The organism is Streptomyces fradiae ATCC 10745 = DSM 40063 (genome assembly GCF_008704425.1).
Lineage (GTDB): Bacteria > Actinomycetota > Actinomycetes > Streptomycetales > Streptomycetaceae > Streptomyces > Streptomyces fradiae.
Genome location: NZ_CP023696.1, coordinates 6,432,108 through 6,450,781, shown reverse-complemented (window position 1 = coordinate 6,450,781; position 18,674 = coordinate 6,432,108). Strand labels below are relative to the sequence as shown.

Here is an 18,674-nt window from a genome sequence, read left to right as displayed (position 1 = left end):
CATGCCGTCCACGGCGGACGGGACGACGCACCGGGCCGTGTACGGCCCACGGGCGCGATGGCGCCGGTGGCGCAGGGGGCGGCCCTTCTGGGGAGGGCTGCTGACCGTGCTGGCAGGGGTCGAGATCTGCGCGATCCCCCTGGCACCGCTTGAGGTGATGCTCCACCAGGGCATCGCCGGAGTCCCCTCCGTGCTCCTAGGAATTGTCATGGCCATGCTCGGCATCTCGGTCTGGGTGTCCCCGCAGTACCGCGCGCTCGCGGGCGTGGTCACCACCCTGATCGCGGCGGCGGCGCTGGTCATGTCGAACCTCGGCGGATTCCTGATCGGCACCCTCGCGGGCATCGTGGGCGGCGCCATGATGTTCGCCTGGCAGCCGGTGACGCCCACGCGCCCCGCCGGGTCCGCTCCCCGGGCGGAGCCCGCTCCCCCGCACGCCGGCGCCCCGGAACACCCCGCCGGGGCGTGACCCGGCCCCGCCCACCAGGCGCGGCCACCCGATCGACGACCACCTGACGCAGGCATCCGGCGACGGGGCCGTACCCCCGGCCCCGTCGCCGACCGCGACCCGGCACACCGCGGCGCCCCACCCCTGCGCCGCCGTACCGCCGTGTCCCCGTCCCACCCTCAGGACGTACCGCCGCAACCGCCGACCCCGCTCGCCCCGCCGCCTCCGCCGGGCCCGTCCGCCCGCGGTGGCCGTCCTCCGCTCCGCCGCCGGGCGCACACCGCCCCCCCGCCACGCTCACCGGCCCCGGCACCGCCCGCACCCCCGCGCGCGGCCGGCGCCGCTCACCGCACGACGGCCCGACCGCTCCCGGCCCCGCCGCCCACGCGGTCGGCACCGCTCTGCGCACCCTCCCGGGCCCCCCACCCCACAACGGCGTGACGCCCCGTCACCCCATCCCCCGAAGGAGATCACCCCCATGGCACCCTCCACCACCCGCAAGGCTCTCTCCCTGGGCACCGGCCTGGCCGCCGCCGGCGTCCTGCTCTTCACCGGAGCCACCGCCACCGCCGCGCAGGGCGCCCCGGCCCTCGCCGGCTCCACCACCGTCACCCCCGCCGGGCACGGCTTCAAGGCCACCCTCAGCGGCAAGGCGACCTTCAAGGCCGGCGCAGTGACCGTCAGCTGCTCCGTCTCGTCCTCCACCGGCACGGTCCCCGCGGCCCCCGGCAACCACAACGCGGCCGGGCCGGTCTCCAGCGCGATCACCCCGCCGACCTTCTCCTCCTGCACGACGAGCATGCCGGGGGTCGGCGCCACCGTCACCGCCGGCGGCGGGTGGACCGTCTCCATGCAGCACGGCGCCCCCGTCGTCGCGTCGTTCACCCTCCCCGCGGGCGGCCTCGTCGTGAAGACGTCCGGCATCGCCAGCTGCACCGTCACGGCGGCGCCGACCGCGCCCGCCACGACGAGCGGCACCTGGACCAACGGCGCCCCGTCGTCGCTGGCCTTCAGCAACTCCCAGGTGCCCGTCAAGGTCGTCGGCGGCTTCGGCTGCCCGACCAGCGCCACCACGTCGTCCTTCTCCGCCACCTACCTGGTGGCGGACACGACGGACCCGGCGCAGCAGATCACGGTCGCCGGGTGACCGCCGTCCCGCCGGCGGAGCGCCCCGGGCGCTCCGTCGGCGGGGCACACACCGGCGCGCGGCACGGCGGTCCGTCCGCCGTGCCGCGCGCACACGTGCACCGCGCGCACACGTGCACCGCGCGCACACGTGCACCGCGCGCACACGTGCACCGCCCGGCCGCGGGCGGGGCTCTGCCCGAGGGGCTTATCCGACGGGGATACCGGCCCGCTCCGCCCCGACGGTCCCGGCCGCCCCGACGGCCCCCGCCGCCCCGGTCACGCCCGCCGCCTCGGCACCCCCCGGAGCGGGCACCGGGGCGCCCTGCGCGGGCACGACGGACGGCGCCGTCAGCAGCGAGTCGTCCTCGGGCCGGGCGCCGGGCAGCCGGTGGCGGGCGGCCACGAGCGCGGCGTCGATGTCGCGCGTACCGGTGGAGACGCACAGCGTGTAGGCCACGTCCTCCAGGCGCTGGCGCACCTGCGGACCGCCGTTGCGGGCGTCCAGCTTGCTGAGCGCGGTGTACTCCTCGACCAGCTTCGTCAGAACGGCAGGGTGGGCCATCAGCACGACACGTCTCCTCTCGTACGGCCAGGGGACGTCCGTCTACCCGGCGCCCCCGCCGTCACACCCGGTTCCTTCGCCGCCCGTGGGGGTCAGGTGAGCAGCAGCCGGCCCGCCGCGTCGCCGTGGGTGCGGTGGGGATGGGGGAAGGACGCCGGCGGACGTGCTGTCGCCGACAGGCGCAGTTCGATGATCGAGCGGACCGTGGGCCACTCCTCGTGGAGGACCGAGTAGAAGGCCGTGTCGCGGACCACCCCGTCCAGGCCCCGCGAATGGGCGCGGCGCACCCCCTCGCAGGTCGCCCCGAGCCGTTCGATCGCCGCGCGGGAACGGGTGTTGCGGGCGTCGGCGCGCAGGGTGACCCGGCGCACGCCCCACGTCTCGAAGGCGTGGCGCAGCATCAGCAGTTTCGCCTCCGCGTTGGCTCCGGTGCCGCGCGCGGAGCCGGTGATCCAGGTGTTGCCGATCTCGGCGGCGTCGGGCACGGCGGTGAGCGGGTCGCCGTACGGGACGCCGGTGGCCGGCGGCCACACGACGGGGCCCCGCCAGTAGTCCAGCTCCAGGAACCGGGTCGAGCCGACCACTCTTCCGTCGGCGGGGGTGACCAGGGCGAACGGCAGTGCCCGGCCGGCCGCCTGGTCGGTCAGCGCGCGGCCGATGTAGTCGTGTGCCGCCTCCAGGCCGTCCGGCACCGGGGTGAAGGCGTACGCGGCGCGGTCCTGCGCGCCGGCCCGGGCGAGGCCCTCCGCGTGGCGCATGGCCAGCGGCTCCAGGCGCACGGCGCGCCCGGCAAGGACAACAGGTACTGGCACGGATCCTCGGGTCTTCCAGGAGCAGGGGGTCTCCCGCGCTGGCAGGGCGGCGCGCGAGTGAGGGGAGGTTCCCGCCCTGCCGGGACCGTCCGCGTCACTGGAGGTGCACGGGCGGACGGACCGCTTCGGCACGGGGCGAGGAGGACAGTATGCAGCCCGCGCCCCTCCCAGAACAGAACCCCGCACGAACCTCCGCACACGCCCGGGTGAAACCCGGTAGCACCGCGCTCACCAGCGGTTACGCGCCGCTTCACCGGCCGCCGGGCGCGGCGTCCGGCGTGCCGCCGCCGCACGGGGGAGCCGGGCTCTCGGACGCCCGGCGGGCCGGCCGGCGAGACGTCTGACGGTGGGGCGTCTGACGGTGGGGCGGCGAGGCGGGCGGGGGCCGAGGGCCGACGGGTCTTCGGACCTGCGGGCCTTCGGGGCCGGTACGGCTGGTACGGCCGGTCGGCCGGTGTGGCTTCACCGGGCCGGTGGCCGGTCGGCCGGTGGGCCGGGCGGCCAGTGGGCTGGGCGTCGCTCTACGGGGCCGGGGGCCGGTCGGCCGGTGTGGCTCTACCGGGCCGGGGGCCGGTCTGCTCCACTGGGAGGCGTCAGCCGCCGCGGTCGGCGCGGTGCGCACCGGCCACGGGAGCCGTCCATGACCCCCTCTGCCCACCGCCGGCCCCGGACGGTGCTCGCCATGGAGCCCCGCGTCCGCGACGCGCTGTTCGACGCGGCGGCGCGGCGGCGGCTCACCGCCGTCGCGGCCACCGACCCGGCCGTCGCCGTACGGGACTTCACCGCCCCCGAGCACGCGGCCGCCCTCGCCGGGGCGGAGGCGCTGCTCACCGGCTGGGGCTGCCCGCCCCTGACGGAGTCCGCGCTGGAGCGGGTGCCCCGGCTGCGTACCGTCGTGCACGCGGCGGGGTCGGTGAAGCACCATGTGACCGACGCCTGCTGGCAGCGGGGGATCACCGTCGCCTCGGCCGCCGCGGCGAACGCGCTGCCGGTCGCCGAGTACACGGTCGCGGCCGTCCTGTTCGCGGGGAAGCGGGTGCTCGACGCGCAGCGCGCCTACCGGGAGCGGCGCGGCCGGGTCGACGCTCCGGCCCTGCTCGCCGGCGCGGGCAACTTCCGCCGCACCGTCGGGGTCGTGGGAGCGTCCCGGGTCGGCCGCCGGGTGATCGAGCTGCTGCGCCCGTACGACCTGCGGGTGCTGCTGTACGACCCGTACGTGACCGGGGAGGAGGCGGCCCGGCTCGGGGTGCGGGCGGTGGACCTGGACGAGTTGGCGCGCGCCGGCGACGTGGTGACCCTCCACGCGCCGGAACTGCCCGGGACGCGCCACCTGTTCGACCGGGCGCGGCTGGCGCTGATGCCGGACGGGGCGACGCTGGTCAACACGGCGCGCGGTTCGCTGGTGGACACCGAGGCGCTGACACGGGAGCTGGTGGCGGGGCGGCTGAGCGCCGTCCTGGACGTGACGGAGCCCGAGGTGCCGCCGGCCGGCTCGCCCCTGTACGACCTGCCGAACGTGCTGCTGACGCCGCACGTGGCCGGTTCGCTCGGCAACGAGCTGGGCCGCCTCGCGCACACCGCGCTGGACGAGCTGGAGCGGTACGGACACGGCCTGCCCTACGCCGGGCCGGTACGGCCGGGGGACCTCCCCCGGTCGGCGTGACCCGGCCGGTGTCCCCGGCCCGCGCGAGCCGTTCGGTACGACGAGACGGGCCGGTCCGGCCGGCCCGACCCGGCAGCCGGGGCCCGGTCGGCGTGCCCGGCCGTCCTCCGGGACCGCGGCGGGTACCGGGGCCCGCAACCCCCGGCGCCGTGCCTCGTTCCCACGTCGACCGCCCCAGGGCAGCGACCGTGAAGGAGAACCCCCGTGCCGTCCCGCAGCCGTCCCCGTCCCCGTCCGCCCCTCGCCCCGCGGGCGGCGCGCCTCCTCGCCGCCCTGCTGGCCGCCCTCCTCGCCGTGGCGGGTCCGGCCGCCGCCCCGGCGGGGGCCGTGGCCGGAGGCCCCGTGCTGGACGCCGACTTCCCCGACCCGGACGTCGTGGAGGCCGACGGCACCTACCACGCCTACGCCACCAGCACGCACGGCAGGCACGTCCAGCACGCCGCCTCCACCGACCTGGTCCGCTGGAGCGTCGCGGCGGACGACGCCCTCCCGGTCCCCGGCGCGTGGGTGGCCGAGGAGCCGGCGCGGGTGTGGGCCCCGGAGGTGTTCGACAACGGCGCCGGCTTCACCCTGCTGTACACCGCCCACGACCGGGCGAGCGGCAGGCAGTGCGTCGGCGCGGCCCTCGCCGGCACGCCGGAGGGCCCCTTCCGGCCGGTCGGCGACGGCCCGCTGGTGTGCCCCGTCCAGGACGGCGGCGCCATCGACGCCGCCTCCTTCACCGAGGGCGGGCAGCGGTACCTGCTGTGGAAGAACGACGGCAACTGCTGCGGCCTGCGCACCTGGCTGCACCTCCAGCCCGTCTCGGCGGACGGCACCCGCACCACCGGGCCCGCCGTCCGGCTCCTCACCCACGACCTGCCGTGGGAGGGCCGCGTCGTCGAGGCCCCGACCCTCGTCAAGCGGTCCGGCCGGTACGTGCTCCTGTACTCGGCCGGCCACTACGGGGGCTCCGGCTACGGGACCGGCCACGCCGTCGCGGACCGGCTCACCGGCCCGTACACGAAGGCGACCGCCCCCCTCATGAGCACCGAGTCGTTCGCGGGGGCCGTGCGCGGGCCCGGCGGGCAGGACGTGGTGACCGGGCCGGACGGCCGGGACCGGATCGTCTTCCACGGCTGGGACGCCGGCCGGAAGCGCCGCTTCCTGTACGTCGCCCACCTCGGCTGGGCGGACGGCCGCCCCGTCGTCCGGGGCAGCAGGGTCCGCCACGAGGCGGAGGCGGCCCGGGTGCACCGCGCCGTCGTGCGGGAGGCCGCGGGCGCGCACGGCGGGCGGGCGGTCGGGTACGTCGACCACGACGACAGCCATGTGGAGTTCCGGGTGTTCGCCGCGTCGGCCGGGACGCACACCCTGGCCGTGCGGTACGGCAACGGCTCGCTCGACGCCGGGGGCTCGCCCGCGGCGGCCACGCACGAGCTGTACGTCAACGGCGCCGATGTCGGCGCGGTCGCCTACCCGTACACCGGCTGGGACCACTGGCGGACCGCGGAGCGGCCGGTGGTGCTGCGCGCCGGCTGGAACACCGTCCGCCTGGCGAAGGGCGAGTGGTACGCGGAAGTCGACTGCGTGGACGTGGGCTGACGGGCGGCGGGGCAGGGGCACCCGCCGGGCCGTGCGGGCGGCGTGCCATGGGCGGCGGCCCGCCGGGCGGCGCAGGGGCCGCCGTCCGGCGTGCGGTCAGCCCCACCGCTGGCGGTCGGTGCGGTCGCAGCGCAGCGTCCGCAGCCCCGCGCCGCTGTCGTCCAGGCACCGGCCGGTGGCCCGGCTGCGCACCTCCACGGACTCGTCGTCCCACACCGTGATCCGCCATTCCTGGGCGGCCGGCCGGTCCGGGGCGCACCGGACGGCCCGCGGCCCGGCGGCGGTGTCCTCCAGGCACCGGCCGGTGGCGTGGTTGGCGAGCCGGCGGTGGCCGTCGGTCTCGGCGTGCGCCGTCCACCACTGGTAGCTCATGCCGTTGCATTTGAAGGTGCGCAGCCTTTCGTCGAGGCTGTCGTCGAGGCAGCGGCCCGTCTGCCGGCTGACGAACACCCGGCGGAGGCGGGACGGTTCCACCGACCGGCCCGCGTCCACCTCGCCCGCCGCCTCCGCCGCGGGCCGCCCGCCGGGCGCGGCCGGGGCGCGGTACGAGGCCGCCAGCGCCGTCAGGAGGGCGCCCGCCACGATTCCGGACACGGCCCCGGCGGCCGCCCACGCCCACCGCCGCGGCGGGCGGCCCGGAGCGGGGCCCGGCACCGGACCCGACTCGGGCTCCCCGGCCGCCCCGCCGGGCGCCGGCCCGCCCTCGGCCGACCGGGCCGCCGGGTCGGTGCCGTGCGCCGCCGGAGCCGGGTCCCCGGGGCCGGCCGGCCGGCCCTGGGCGTGGTCGGCCGCCTCCCACAGGGCCCGGTACCCGGCCGGGTCGGCGCCGAGCGCCCGGCACAGGTCCCGCACCACGGGCCAGGGCGGGACGGTGCTGCCCCGGAAGTACCGGGACAGCGACGAGTCGCTGATCAGCACCTCCCGCTCCAGGGCCCGCAGGGTCCGCCCCGAGCTCTGCTGCAACTCCCGCAGGGCGGCGCCGAGCCGCTGCGCCGGGGTGCCCTGCCGTACCCGCTCGCCCTCCGCCATGGCTCCCTCCTCCGCGGGGGTCCCGCGCCCCGCATCACCGTCCCGCGTTCCGGGACGAGCCGGCACCAGCGGGTCAGAACCCTAGGGATCACCCGTCACCACGGCAAACGGGACACCCGTGCGAAGGGTGACGAGGGGCGGGACGCGGGAGTGCGGGTCAGTCGCGACCCGCGTGCGCGGGCGGGACGTGGGTGGTGCGGAGCGCCTCCTCGGCGCGGGAGAGGAGCGCGGCCAGGGCGATGCTGTCGGTGGTGGTGGCGGGGACGGTGCAGGCGTGCGCGCCGGCCACCGTCCCGAAGACGGCCGACTCGTAGGGCGGGTGGCCGGTGAGGCGGCCGTAGAGGTAGCCGGCGGCGAAGGCGTCGCCGGCGCCGTTGGAGTCGACGACGGGCGAGGGCGGCGCGGCGGCGGGGATGTGGGTCAGCCGGCCGTCCGCCAGCAGGTGGGCGCCCTTGGCCCCCGCGGTGGCGATGACCTCGCGGGCGCGGCCCGCGGCGGCGATGCCGCGCAGGGTGCGCTCCGGGTCGTCGAGGGCGGCGGCGGAGAGGAAGACGATGTCGGCGGTGTGGGCGAACTGCGCGTGGTAGGGGTTCTCGCCGTCCCAGTCGTGCAGGTCGGTGGAGAGGGTGACCCCGGCCGACCGCAGCACCGGCAGGGCGTGGGCGCAGGGCTGCGTGATGGAGACGTGGGCGTGGCGGCTCGCGGAGGCGAGGGTGCGCACCGTGTCGGCGGGGAGGCGGTCGGTGTCGCTGCCGCGCGTCGCGTCGTACAGGGAGAGCCTGCGCCCGTCGGGGCCGACGAGGTTGACGGCGCGCTTGGTGCCGGCCGGCTGCGGGATCGCGGTGAGGGGGATGCCGTGGTCCCGGTGGAAGGCGCGTACGAGGTCGCCCTCGGGGTCGTCGCCGAGCAGGTCCAGGTGGTGGGTGCGCAGTCCGAGCGCGTGCAGGCCCAGGGCGACGAAGTCGCCGGTCTGTCCGGCGCGGGTCCGGATGCCGGGCCGGATCATGTAGCTGTCGGCGAACGGCAGGGGGAGCTCGGGCACATGGACGATCGTGTCGACGCCTGCGCCGCCGAGGACGAGGACGTCGATGTCCGGGGAGTCGGTCACGGGGGTTCCTTCGGGGTGGCGGGTAGCGGACGGGCCGGATGCCGGGGTGCGGGGCCGGGGCGGTGTGCCGGGGGCGGGCTCGCGGTCCCGTCCCTGGCGGCAGGGTAGTCGCCGGTGGCGGGGCGCGGAGGCGGGTTTCTGACACGGCGTTCGCCGGGGCGCGGGCGGGGCAGCTTTCCGGGGACGACGGGCACGGGCCGGACGGTGGGGGTGGCGTGGCGTGGACGGGGTCGTGAGCGGGAGGGGCGGCGGGAGCGCCGGATACGGGCACGGGGCGGACGGGCGGGGGTGGCCTGGCGTGAGCGGGGTCGGGGGCGGCGGCCGGGGCGCCGGGAGGCGGTCGTGGTGGCGCGGGGTGCTCGTCGCGCTGCTGGCGGGCGCGTTGGCGGGGGCGGGGCTGGCCGCGCCGCCCGCCGCCGGGGCGGCCGGGCGGGCGGCGCCCGTGGCGCCGGAGGCGCCGGAGGCCCGTGCGGTGGCGGCGGGGGTCGGGTACCGGGTGCTGGACAAGGCGTCGCCGCGCGGCACCGCGCGGGTGCACCTGCTGTCGGTGGACCTGAGCGACGCCCGGGTGTCGGTGGAGCTGCTGTATCCGGGGGCGGTCGCGGCGCGGGCGCCGCTGTCGGCCCTGGCGGACGGCGCGGGCGCGGTCGCGGGGGTGAACGGCGACTTCTTCCACCTGTCGGAGGCTCAGCACCCCGGTGTGCCGGCGACCGGCGCCCCCGTCGGGCCCGCGGTGGCGGGCGGCCGGGCGCTGAAGGCGGCGGTGCCGCGCGGCCAGCGGTTCGGCCCGGCGCTGCCGCCGGGCGCCAACACCCGCATGGTGCTCGGCGTCGACGGCGAAGGGCGCGCCCGGCTGGGCGAGTTGGCGCTGTCGGGCGAGGTGCGCGGGCCGGACGGGCCGCTGGCGCTGGGCGGGCTCAACCAGTACGCCCTGCCGGTCGGCTCCGTCGGCGTGTTCACCCGCGACTGGGGGTCCGTCTCGCGGCTGCGCGCGACCTGCGGCACGGACACCGACCGGGCCGCGCCGTGCAGTGCGGAGACGTACGAGGTGCGGGTGCGCGGCGGGCGGGTCGCGGCGGTGGCGGACGCTCCGGGGGCGGGGGCCATCCCGGCGGACACGCAGGTCCTCGTGGGGCGCGAGGCGGGCGCGCGGTGGCTGCGGGCGCTGGCGGTGGGCGACCCGGTGGAGGTGCGGTACGGGCTGGTGCCGGTCGGGGCGGCGCCGGGGGTGGTGTTCCGGTCCGCGGTGGGCGGGTACCCCGTGCTGCGGGGCGGTCAGCCCCTGCCGGGGATGGACGGTGTGACCGCCGCGGTGCGCTCGGCGGCGGGCGTCGCCGACGAAGGGCGGCGGCTGCTGCTGCTCGCGCTGGACGGCGGGCCCGGCTTCCGCAGCGGCCTGACGGTCGTCGAACTGGCCGGGCTGCTGCGGGAGCTGGGCGCCTCGGACGGGGTGAACCTGGACGGGGGCGGCTCGTCGACGCTGGTGGCCCGTACGGACGGCGCCGCCGCGGTCCGGGTGCTCAACCATCCCAGCGGCGGCGCGGAGCGGGCGGTGCCCAACGGGATCGGCGTCTTCGTCCGCCCGTGAGCACGGGCTCCGGGGCCGGGGCGCCGGACGGTCGGGCGGCCCGTGCCCGGGGCGCGTGAAGGGGCCGGGGCGGCGGCGCGGTGGCCGGGGGGCGGCCGGTGTGCTAGGGCTTGACGCTGCTGACCACGTCGGCGGTGGCGGAGACCCCGTCGTAGATGGTCGGCGCGAGGCTCGTACCGGCGAGGAAGAACCCCAGGAGCCCGCAGACCACCGCGTGGGAGAGCTTGAGGCCGCCGCTGCGCAGGAAGACCACCGCCAGGATCAGCAGCAGCAACACGACGGAGATGGTGACGGCCATGTCTCGTCCTCCTCGGCCCGGTGCCGTACGGGTCGTACGGCGTTCGGCGGCCAGTCTGGCCCAGCGGCGGCGCCGGACGGCCGTACGGCGCGTGGGCCGAACGGGTACGAATCACCCCGGACCGGGCAGGGCTCAGGCGGGGGTCCCGGTCCTCGCGGGCTCCTTGCCGGGCACGGCGCGCGGAGCGGTGGCGCCGGGCGGCGGGGCGGCGAGCGAGGACCAGTGCACGGTGCGGTCGCACCAGCGGTCCAGCAGCACGCGGTCGTGGCCCACCGCGAGGAGCCCGGCGGCGTGCTCGCGGCGGTACTCCTCGACGACGGAGACCAGCGCGGCCGTGGTGGAGGCGTCCAGCATGGCCGTCATCTCGTCGCACACGAGCCAGCGCGGCCGGAGGACCAGGGCGCGGGCCAGGCAGGCGCGCTGGAGCTGCCCGTCGCTGACCTCGTGGGGGCGGCGGGACAGCAGGTCCTCCGTGAGACCGACGCGGGCGGCGAGTTCGGCCGTACGGGCGGGGGCCTCGGCCCGGCGGCCGGTGGCGCGCAGCGGCTCGGCGATCAGGTCCCGCAGCCGCAGCCGGGGGTCGGCGGAGAGGCGGGGCTGCTGGAAGACCACGCCGATCGAGGTGCGCAGCGCGCGGGGCGCCCGGTGGCGCCAGCCGGGTACGGGCCGGCCGTCGACGGTGACACGGCCCGCGTCGGGGCGGTGCAGAAGGGCGGCGACGCGGGCGAGGGTCGACTTGCCGCAGCCGCTCGGGCCGAGCAGGCCGACGGCCTCGCCGGGGGCGACGGTGAGCGACACGTCCCGGAAGACCGGGGCGCGGCGGTCGTATCCGGCGGTGAGGGAGTGGAGTTCAAGCACGGGCGGTCTCCTCGGCGGACGGGGCCGGGGCGGCGGGGCGGGCTCCGGCGGGCCCGTGCGCGGTGGACCCGGCGACGGTGGACCCGGCGGCGGCAGGCCGTGCAGCGGCGGACTCGGCACCGGACGACTCGGCACCGGACGGCTCGGCACCGGACGGCTGGGCGCCGGGCTGCTCGGCGCCGGACGGCTGGGCCCCAGGGGGCTGTGCCGCGGCGGAGGGGGCCGCGGCCGGGTCGGCAGCGACGGAGCGTGCCGCGGACTGCCCGGCCGGGACGGGACCGCCCGTGGCGGCGCCGGGCGTGGCGGCGCCGGGCGTGGCGGGGTGGTGGCAGGCGACGCCGTCCACCAGGGGCGGCAGGGCCCGGCAGGCGTCCGTCCGCGCGGTGCAGCGGGGGGCGAAGGCACAGCCCTCCGGCAGGGCGCCCAGCTCCGGGGGCATGCCGGCGACCGGGGTGAAGTCGCGCTCCGGCAGGGCGGCGAGCAGGCCGCGCGCGTACGGGTGGCGGGGGCCCTCGGCGCCGAAGAAGCGCGCGGCGTCCGCCACCTCCACGATCCGGCCCGCGTACATGACGGCCACCCGGTCCGCGATGCGCTCCGCCGCCGCCAGGTCGTGGGTGATCAGCAGCAGGGCCCGGCCCTCGTCGGCGTGGCGCCGCAGCTCGTCGACGGTCCGCTCCACCAGGTCGCGGTCGAGGCCGGTGGTCGGCTCGTCGGCGAGCAGCAGCGGCGCGTCACCGACCAGGGCCAGGGCGGTGGCCGCCCGCTGGGCCTGGCCGCCGGACAGCTCGTGCGGGTGGTGGTCGAGCAGCTCCGGGGGGAAGGAGACGCGCCGCGCCGCAGCGACCGCCGCCGCGCGCAGTCGCGCCCTCGGGGTGCCGGTCAGCTCGCGCAGGGTCTCCTCCAGCTGGGCGCGCACCGTGCGCACCGGCGTCAGGTGGGCCGCCGGGGACTGCGGTACGAGACCGACGCGCCGCCCCCGTACGGTGCGGGCCAGGGTGCGCTCGTCGGCGGCGAGCAGGTCGATGCCCGTGCCGGGCGCGCCGTCCCCGCCGGCCAGGACGGCGGTGCCGGCGGTCTGGGCGTTGCCGGGGAGCAGGCCGAGCAGCGCCGAGGCGAGGACGGACTTGCCGCATCCGCTCTCGCCGACGAGGGTCAGGCACTCCCCCGCCGCGAGGTCGAAGCCCACGCCGCTGACGGCCGCGACGTGGCGGCCGCCGCGCATCCGGAAGCGGACGGAGAGGTCCCTGACGGACAGGACGGGGGTCACAGCATCAGCTCCGATCGGCGACGCGGATTGAGCCGTTCCCGCCAGGCGCCGGCGAGTCCCGCGATGGCCAGGGTCGGGACGATCAGGAACAGCCCGGGGAAGAGCGTCGGCCACCAGTCGCCGGCGAGCAGCGAGCCGCGCGCGCTCTGCACGAGGTTGCCGAGGCTCGCCTGGTGGCTGGGGAGCCCGAGGCCGAGGAAGGAGAGCGCGGACTCGTGCCACATCGCGTGCGGCACCATCAGCACCGCGGCGAGGCCCGCCTGCGGCAGGACGGCGGGCAGCAGGTGGCGGACGGTGACCCGGAGGCGGGACGCCCCGCCGGAGACGGCGGCGTCGATGTACGGGCGGGAGCGCAGCGACAGCACCTCGGAGCGGACGATCCGGGCGGTGGAGAGCCAGTGCGTGATCGCGACGGAGGCGATCACGGGCCACACGCCGGGCCGGAACATGGCGACGACGAAGATGCCGAGCAGGAGGTGCGGGACGGAGGCGAAGGTGTCGACGGCCCGCATGACCAGCCGGTCCGCCCAGCCGCCGAGGGCGGCGGCGGCCGCGCCGACCGCCGTTCCGACGACGGTGGCGACGAGCGCGGCGACGAGTCCGACGAGCAGGGAGACACGCAGTCCGTACACGCAGCGCAGCAGCAGGTCGCGGCCCAGGTCGTCGGTGCCGAACGGGTGCGCGAGGGAGGGCGGCGTCAGCCGCTGCGACAGGTCGACGGCCTGCTGGTCGAGCTGGGCCAGCGGCGGTACGAGGAGTACGGCGAGGACGACGGCGAGGGTGACCGCGGCCGAGGCGGCGACGCGGACCCGGCGGGTGGAGCGGCGCGTGCGGCCGTGCGACCGCCACACGGGGGCGCCGGACGCGCGGGCCGGTACGGGCTCCCCGGGCGGGTCGGCGGGTGCCTCGGGGGCCTCGGCCTTCCGGACGGACGTCTTCCGGACGACGCCGGGGTCCGGCGCGGCCGGGGCCGGGGCCGGCCGCCCGTCCGTGCCGGTCTCTTCGCCGCGCCGGGGCGCGGCGGGGGTCTTCCGCGTCCCCGGCGCGGCCGGGTCGGTCGCCCCGCCCTGCGCCGTCGGGGCGGGCGCGGCACCCGGCGGGGCCGGGGGCCCGGCCGGGTCGGCGGGGCGGGGGGTGCGGTCAGCCATGGAAGCCCACCCTCGGGTCGGCGAGGCCGTAGAGCAGGTCGGACAGCAGGTTGCCGAGGAGCACCGCGGCGGTGGCCAGGACGGTGAGCGCGGCCAGCAGCGGGAAGTCCACGGACGTGGCCGCGGTCACGGTCGCGGCGGCGATGCCCGGCCAGCTGAACACCGTCTCCACCAGCAGGGCGCCCGTGATCAGTTCGGGTACGCGGGAGCCGACGAGGGTGAGGACCGGGAGCAGGCCGGAGCGCAGGGCGTGGCCCACCAGGACGGTGCGCTCGCTCAGCCCCCGCGCGCGGGCGCCGCGCACCGGGTCCTCCTCCAGCGCGTCGGCGACGCCCTGCCGCACGTACAGCAGGAACCAGGGCAGCTGGGAGAGGCCGAGGACCAGGGCGGGCAGGACCAGGTGGCCGGCGACCTGGCCGAAGGTGACCGTGTCGCTGGCCGTGTCGGTGAGCCCGCCGGCCGGCAGGACGCCGAGCTTCAGTGCGAAGACCCAGATGGCGAGCAGCCCCAGCCAGAACGCCGGGGCGGCCTCCAGGGTGTACGCGACGGCGGTGGCGCCCCGGTCGAACGCGCCGCCCGGACGGCGGGCCGCCAGGACGCCCAGGACGGTGCCGAGCAGCACGGCGACGGCGAAGGCGGTGGCGGCGAGCAGCACGGACCAGCCGATCCGCTCGGCGATGACGTCGGCGACGGGCTGCCGCATGACGCTGGAGTCGCCGAGGTCGCCGGTGAGGGCGGAGGTGGTCCAGTCCCACCAGCGCGGTACGAGCGGCTGGTCGGCGCCGAGGTTGGCGCGGAGCTGGTCCAGGTTCTCCTGGGAGGCGGTGAGCCCGGCGGTCCCGGCGTACGCCTTGACGGGGTCGAACGGGGAGGCGGCGGCGACGGCGAAGACACCGAAGGTCACGACGAGGAGGACCGGGACGGCGGCCAGCGCCCTGCGCCCCGCCATCCGGGCCATCGGCCCCCAGGGGAGGCGGCGGTTCACTTGGCGGCGTCCTTGGGGGTCCAGTCCTCGACGTTCCACCAGGGGCCGGCGGCGAGGCCGTGGTCGTGCGGCTCGATCTGGGTGGACAGGCCGTCCCAGCGGTCGCTGACGACGTACACGTGGTCGATGTGGGTGAGGAAGGTGTAGCCGGGGTTCTTCACCAGTTCGCGCTGGACGGTGTCGTAGGCGGCCTTGCGGGCCGCCTTGTCGTTGCTCTTCCGGCCGGCTTCGAGGGCCTGGTCGACGGCCGGGTTGGCGTACCAGGCCATGTTGTTGAAGCCGTCGCCGGCGAGGGTGGACCTCAGCAGGAGGTACTGGTCGAAGTCGGGGTCGCCGGGCGAGCCGCCGCCCGCGAGGACCGCGTCGTGCTTCATGCGCGGCTCGATGACCTCCCAGGTGCCGGCCTGGGTGGTGATCTCGATGCCGGCCTTCTTGGCGTCGGAGGCGTAGGCGAGGGCGTGGTCCTGGCGGAGCTTGTCGCCGGAGACGTACCAGAGGGGGAAGGCGGCGCGGACGCCGTTCTTCACACGGACGCCGTCGGGGCCGGGCTTCCACCCGGCTTCGTCGAGGATCCTCTTGGCCGCGGCGAGGTCGTGGCGGCGCTCGGTGCCCTGGGTGAACCACTCGCTGCCGGTGGGGACGGGGCCGTAGGCGGGCTTGCCGGCGCCTTCGAGGATCTGGTCGACCATGGCCTGGCGGTCGACGGCGACGTCGAGGGCGCGGCGGACGGCGGTGTCGCCGGTGACCTTGTTGTGCGTGGGCAGGGTGACGGTCCGGTAGTCGTACGTGGTGGCGGCGTACGTCTTCCTGCCGGGATCGTTCTTGAAGCCCTTGGCGAGGTTCGGGGGCAGGATGGCGCCGTCGAGGTCGCCGGAGCGCAGGCGGGTGGCGCGGACGTCGTCGTCCTTCACGACGGCCATGGTGAGCTTCTTCACCTTCGGCTCGCCGCCCCAGTAGCGGGGGTTGGCCGTGAAGGTGAGCTTCTCGCCCTTGGACCAGCCGGTGAGGACGTAGGGGCCGGTTCCGACGGGCTTGGTGGTGAAGGGACCCGAGTTGACGTCCTGCCGGGCGGCGACGTGCTCGGGCGCGATGGCGAGGACCGTGCGCTGGGCGAAGGCCGCGTACGGGTACTTCAGGGTGAAGACGACGGTGTCGTCGCCGACCGCCCTCACGTCCTTCAGGGCGTCCAGCTCCGTCTTGGACGGGTTGTTGGTCCGCTTGTCGAGGATGGTGCGGTACGTGAAGACGACGTCCTTCGCGCCGAACGGCTTGCCGTCGCTGAAGGTGACGCCCTCGCGGAGCCGGTAGGTGTACGTGAGGCCGTCCGGGCTCACCTCGGGCAGCGCGGTGGCGAGTGCGGGCCGGAGCCGCATGTCGGGGCCGAAGGCGAGGAGGCCGTCGAAGACCTTGGAGTTGCCGTCCTTGCCGTAGCCGAGGAGCGGGCTGAGCGTCTCGGGCTCGTAGGCGATGCCGACGACGACGCTGTCACGGGCGGCGGAGCCGCCGGAGCCGGAGCCGTCCGGGTTCGAGCAGGCCGCCGCGGTGAGGGCCAGGGTCGTGGCCAGGGCCGCGGCGGCCGTGCCGCGTATCGGTCGGGCGGTTCGGGCGGTCATGCGTCGCCACACCCCTCAATGAAGATCGACTGTTGTTGCGAATCAGTCGCAATTAAACAGCAGGGGGCGGGCTCGTGTCGCCGGTGCCCGCCCGTCGTAGCTGGTGGGAGGGGCGGGGGCCGGCGGACGGGAGGTGCCTCAGCGGCCGGCGGGGGCGGGGAGGCCGACGAGGCCGGCGAGGGTGTCCTTGTGGTGGCCGGCCGATCCGTAGGCGAGCTGGTCGGCCTTGGCGCGCTTCAGGTAGACGTGGGCCGGGTGCTCCCAGGTCATGCCGGTGCCGCCGTGCAGCTGTACGCACTCCTCGGCGGCGTGGACGGCGACGCGTGAGCAGTACGCCTGGGCCACGGCGACCGCCAGGGGCGCGTCGGCGCTTCCGGTGGCGAGCGCGTCGGCGGCGTTGCGGGCGGCGGCGCGGGCGGCGGTGACCTCCAGCCACAGCTCGGCCATGCGGTGCTTGAGCGCCTGGAAGGAGCCGACGGGGCGGTTGAACTGGTGGCGGGTGCGGGTGTGCCGTACGGACTCCTCCAGGCACCACTCGGCGAGCCCGAGCTGTTCGGAGGCGAGCAGTCCGGCCCCGGCGAGGAGCCCCTCGCGGACGGCCGCGCGGGAGGCGGCGGGCTCCGCGAGGCGGGTGCCGGCGTCGGCCGGGACGGTGACGGCGGCGAGGGGACGGGTCAGGTCGAGGGGGGTCAGCGGGCGGATCTCCGCGTCGGCGGCGTCCACCGCGTGGAGGCCGTCGGGGCGCGGGACGAGGAGGACGTCGGCGAGGACGGCGTCCGCGACGGCGGGGATGGGGGCGGGAGCGGGGGCGGGGATGGTGTGGGGGGCGGGGGTCTCGGCGGCGGGCGTGCGGGGCCGGTGGCCGGCGGGGGGTGGCGGGTCGGTGGGCGTCGGGGAGCCGGGCTCCGGGGCGCCGGGACCCGTGGTGAGCGGGAGGGCGAGGACGGCGGTGCGGCGGCCGGCGGCGAGCTCCGCGAGCAGCCCGGCGGCCGGGCCTGCCGGGGGGCCGCCCGCCGGGGCGAGGGCGAGGAGGGTCCGCGTGGCGACGACGGAGCTGGTGAGGTAGGGCAGCGGGGTCACCGCGCGGCCCAGCTCCTCCAGTACGACGGCTGCCTCGCGGGGGCCGGCGCCCTGGCCGCCGAGCTCCTCGGGGACGAGCAGGCCGGCGGCGCCGACGTCCCCGGCGAGGGCGCGCCACAGCGCGGCGTCGTGCGGTCCGGTGCCCTCCAGCCGGGCGGGCAGGGCGGCCGGGGCGGCGCGGTCGGCGAGCAGGGCGCGGACGGCGGCCCGCAGGTCCGACTCGGCCTCGGAGTACAGCAGGTCCGTCATCGTGCGAGGTCCTTCCACGGCACGTCCTTGTCGTCGCGCGGCTCGGCGGGCAGACCGAGGACGCGTTCGGCGACGATGTTCAGCAGCACCTCGCTGGTGCCGCCCTCGATGGAGTTGCCCTTCGAGCGGAGGTAGCGGTACCCGGCGTCGCGGCCGGTGAAGTCGACCAGCTCGGGGCGGCGCATGGTCCAGTCGTCGTAGAGCAGTCCCTCCTCGCCGAGCAGTTCCACCTCCAGTCCGCTGATCCGCTGGTTGAGGCGGGCGAAGGCCAGTTTGACGGCGCTGCCCTCGGGGCCGGGGCGGCCGGCGGCGAGCTGCTGGCGCAGCCGCTCGCCGGTGAGGCGGGCGACCTCGGCGTCCACCCAGGCGTCGAGCAGGCGCTGGTGGAGATCGTGGGTGCGCAGCTCGGGGCGGTCGCGCCAGGTGCGGGCGGCGCGTCCGATCATGCCGCCCTCGCGGGGCAGGCGGGCGCCGCCGATGGCGACGCGCTCGTTCATCAGGGTGGTGCGGGCGACGGCCCAGCCGTCCCCGACGGCGCCGAGGCGGTGGCCGTCGGGGATGCGTACGCCGGTGAGGAAGACCTCGTTGAACTCGGCCTCGCCGGTGATCTGGCGCAGGGGCCTGACCTCCACGCCGGGGTCGGTCATGTCGCACACGAAGTAGGTGAGGCCGCGGTGCTTGGGGGCCTCGGGGTCGGTGCGGGCGATGAGGATGGCCCAGCGGGCGAGGTGGGCGCTGGAGGTCCACACCTTCTGGCCGTCGACCACCCAGGTCCCGTCGTCGCCCCGGACGGCGCGGGTGGCGAGGGCGGCCAGGTCGGAGCCGGCCCCCGGCTCGCTGAACAGCTGGCACCACACCTCCTCGCCGGTCCACAGGGGGCGCAGGAAGCGGCGTCGGTGCTCCTCGGTGCCGTACGCGAGGAGGGTGGGCGCGGCCATGCCGAGGCCGATGCCGATGCGGCGCGGGTCGTTGCCGGGGGCGCCCGCCTCGGCGAGGAGGGCGTCGACTCCGGCCTGGAGGGCGGGGTCGGCGCCGAGGCCGCCCAGCCCCTCGGGGTAGTGGACCCAGGCTAGGCCGGCGTCGAAGCGCGCGCGCAGGAAGGCGGTGCGGTCGGTGGTGGCCGGGGGGTGGGCGGCGAGGAGGTCGCGCACCCGGTCGCGGAGGTCGGCGGCGGTGACGGGTGAGCTCATCGGGCGGCGCCTTCCCCGGTGGCGCCGCCCGTCCCGGCGGCCCCGGCCCCGGCCGCGCCGGCGT

Annotated in this window: 15 protein-coding genes and 2 pseudogenes; 5 read left to right on the top strand and 12 right to left on the bottom strand. The window is 77.5% G+C overall.

Annotated elements, in window-relative coordinates:
• Position 1: 1 nt before the first annotated feature.
• Together CP974_RS28165 and CP974_RS28160 are read left to right on the top strand one after the other, a co-directional pair.
• Entirely contained in the window at positions 2–469 is a 468-nt protein-coding gene (locus tag CP974_RS28165) for a DUF6114 domain-containing protein (protein WP_219820432.1), read from the top strand.
• 457 nt (positions 470–926) lie between these two features.
• Complete coding sequence (locus CP974_RS28160; RefSeq protein ID WP_031133640.1) at positions 927–1,595, top strand: hypothetical protein; 669 nt, start codon at positions 927–929, stop codon at positions 1,593–1,595.
• Positions 1,596–1,919: 324 nt separating this feature from the next.
• Here CP974_RS28160 and CP974_RS30885 read toward each other — a convergent pair.
• Positions 1,920–2,144: pseudogene (locus tag CP974_RS30885) on the bottom strand (DUF5133 domain-containing protein); the annotation flags it as partial.
• Between the two features lie 86 nt (positions 2,145–2,230).
• Positions 2,231–2,950, bottom strand: a complete 720-nt coding sequence (locus tag CP974_RS28145) for a GNAT family N-acetyltransferase (RefSeq protein WP_078915734.1) — start codon at positions 2,948–2,950, stop codon at positions 2,231–2,233.
• 640 nt (positions 2,951–3,590) lie between these two features.
• On the opposite strand from CP974_RS28145, the gene CP974_RS28140 reads away from it, so the two are divergent.
• Both CP974_RS28140 and CP974_RS28135 read left to right on the top strand, forming a co-directional pair.
• On the top strand, positions 3,591–4,613 hold the full coding sequence (locus CP974_RS28140; protein WP_031133645.1) for a hydroxyacid dehydrogenase: 1,023 nt from the start codon (positions 3,591–3,593) through the stop codon (positions 4,611–4,613).
• Positions 4,614–4,817: 204 nt separating this feature from the next.
• On the top strand, positions 4,818–6,197 hold the full coding sequence (locus tag CP974_RS28135; RefSeq protein WP_031133647.1) for a family 43 glycosylhydrolase: 1,380 nt from the start codon (positions 4,818–4,820) through the stop codon (positions 6,195–6,197).
• A 96-nt stretch (positions 6,198–6,293) separates the two neighbouring features.
• Here the strand turns inward: CP974_RS28135 and CP974_RS29860 are convergent, their stop codons facing one another.
• Together CP974_RS29860 and CP974_RS28125 are read right to left on the bottom strand one after the other, a co-directional pair.
• Entirely contained in the window at positions 6,294–7,226 is a 933-nt protein-coding gene (locus tag CP974_RS29860; protein ID WP_069979192.1) for a helix-turn-helix domain-containing protein, read from the bottom strand.
• Between the two features lie 157 nt (positions 7,227–7,383).
• On the bottom strand, positions 7,384–8,334 hold the full coding sequence (locus CP974_RS28125) for an adenosine kinase (RefSeq protein WP_051840173.1): 951 nt from the start codon (positions 8,332–8,334) through the stop codon (positions 7,384–7,386).
• Positions 8,335–8,689: 355 nt separating this feature from the next.
• Here CP974_RS28125 and CP974_RS28120 point away from each other — a divergent pair, with 355 nt between their 5' ends.
• Complete coding sequence (locus CP974_RS28120) at positions 8,690–9,922, top strand: phosphodiester glycosidase family protein (RefSeq protein ID WP_150485904.1); 1,233 nt, start codon at positions 8,690–8,692, stop codon at positions 9,920–9,922.
• Between the two features lie 103 nt (positions 9,923–10,025).
• On the opposite strand, the gene CP974_RS28115 is transcribed toward CP974_RS28120, so the two are convergent.
• The 8 genes and pseudogenes from CP974_RS28115 to CP974_RS28080 all read right to left on the bottom strand — a co-directional run bounded on the left by CP974_RS28115 (position 10,026) and on the right by CP974_RS28080 (position 18,610).
• Positions 10,026–10,220: a hypothetical protein gene (locus tag CP974_RS28115; RefSeq protein ID WP_031135210.1), complete on the bottom strand. Its 195-nt coding sequence runs from the start codon at positions 10,218–10,220 to the stop codon at positions 10,026–10,028.
• A gap of 132 nt (positions 10,221–10,352) precedes the next feature.
• Positions 10,353–11,078 carry an ABC transporter ATP-binding protein gene (locus tag CP974_RS28110; RefSeq protein WP_078915828.1) on the bottom strand — a complete coding sequence of 242 codons (726 nt, stop codon included), beginning with the start codon at positions 11,076–11,078 and terminating at the stop codon, positions 10,353–10,355.
• A gap of 301 nt (positions 11,079–11,379) precedes the next feature.
• Positions 11,380–12,300, bottom strand: a pseudogene (locus CP974_RS28105) (ABC transporter ATP-binding protein); the annotation flags it as partial.
• A gap of 41 nt (positions 12,301–12,341) precedes the next feature.
• The gene (locus CP974_RS28100) at positions 12,342–13,196 is read right to left on the bottom strand and encodes an ABC transporter permease (RefSeq protein WP_031135204.1); all 855 of its coding nucleotides are present in this window, start codon (positions 13,194–13,196) and stop codon (positions 12,342–12,344) included.
• Between the two features lie 289 nt (positions 13,197–13,485).
• The gene (locus CP974_RS28095; protein ID WP_031135202.1) at positions 13,486–14,451 is read right to left on the bottom strand and encodes an ABC transporter permease; all 966 of its coding nucleotides are present in this window, start codon (positions 14,449–14,451) and stop codon (positions 13,486–13,488) included.
• 23 nt (positions 14,452–14,474) lie between these two features.
• On the bottom strand, positions 14,475–16,091 hold the full coding sequence (locus CP974_RS28090; RefSeq protein ID WP_031135200.1) for an ABC transporter substrate-binding protein: 1,617 nt from the start codon (positions 16,089–16,091) through the stop codon (positions 14,475–14,477).
• A gap of 138 nt (positions 16,092–16,229) precedes the next feature.
• Positions 16,230–17,420, bottom strand: a complete 1,191-nt coding sequence (locus tag CP974_RS28085; RefSeq protein ID WP_150485871.1) for an acyl-CoA dehydrogenase family protein — start codon at positions 17,418–17,420, stop codon at positions 16,230–16,232.
• Entirely contained in the window at positions 17,417–18,610 is a 1,194-nt protein-coding gene (locus CP974_RS28080) for an acyl-CoA dehydrogenase family protein (protein ID WP_031136225.1), read from the bottom strand. The genes CP974_RS28085 and CP974_RS28080 overlap by 4 nt, the downstream gene beginning before the upstream one ends.
• Between the last annotated feature and the right edge of the window lie 64 nt (positions 18,611–18,674).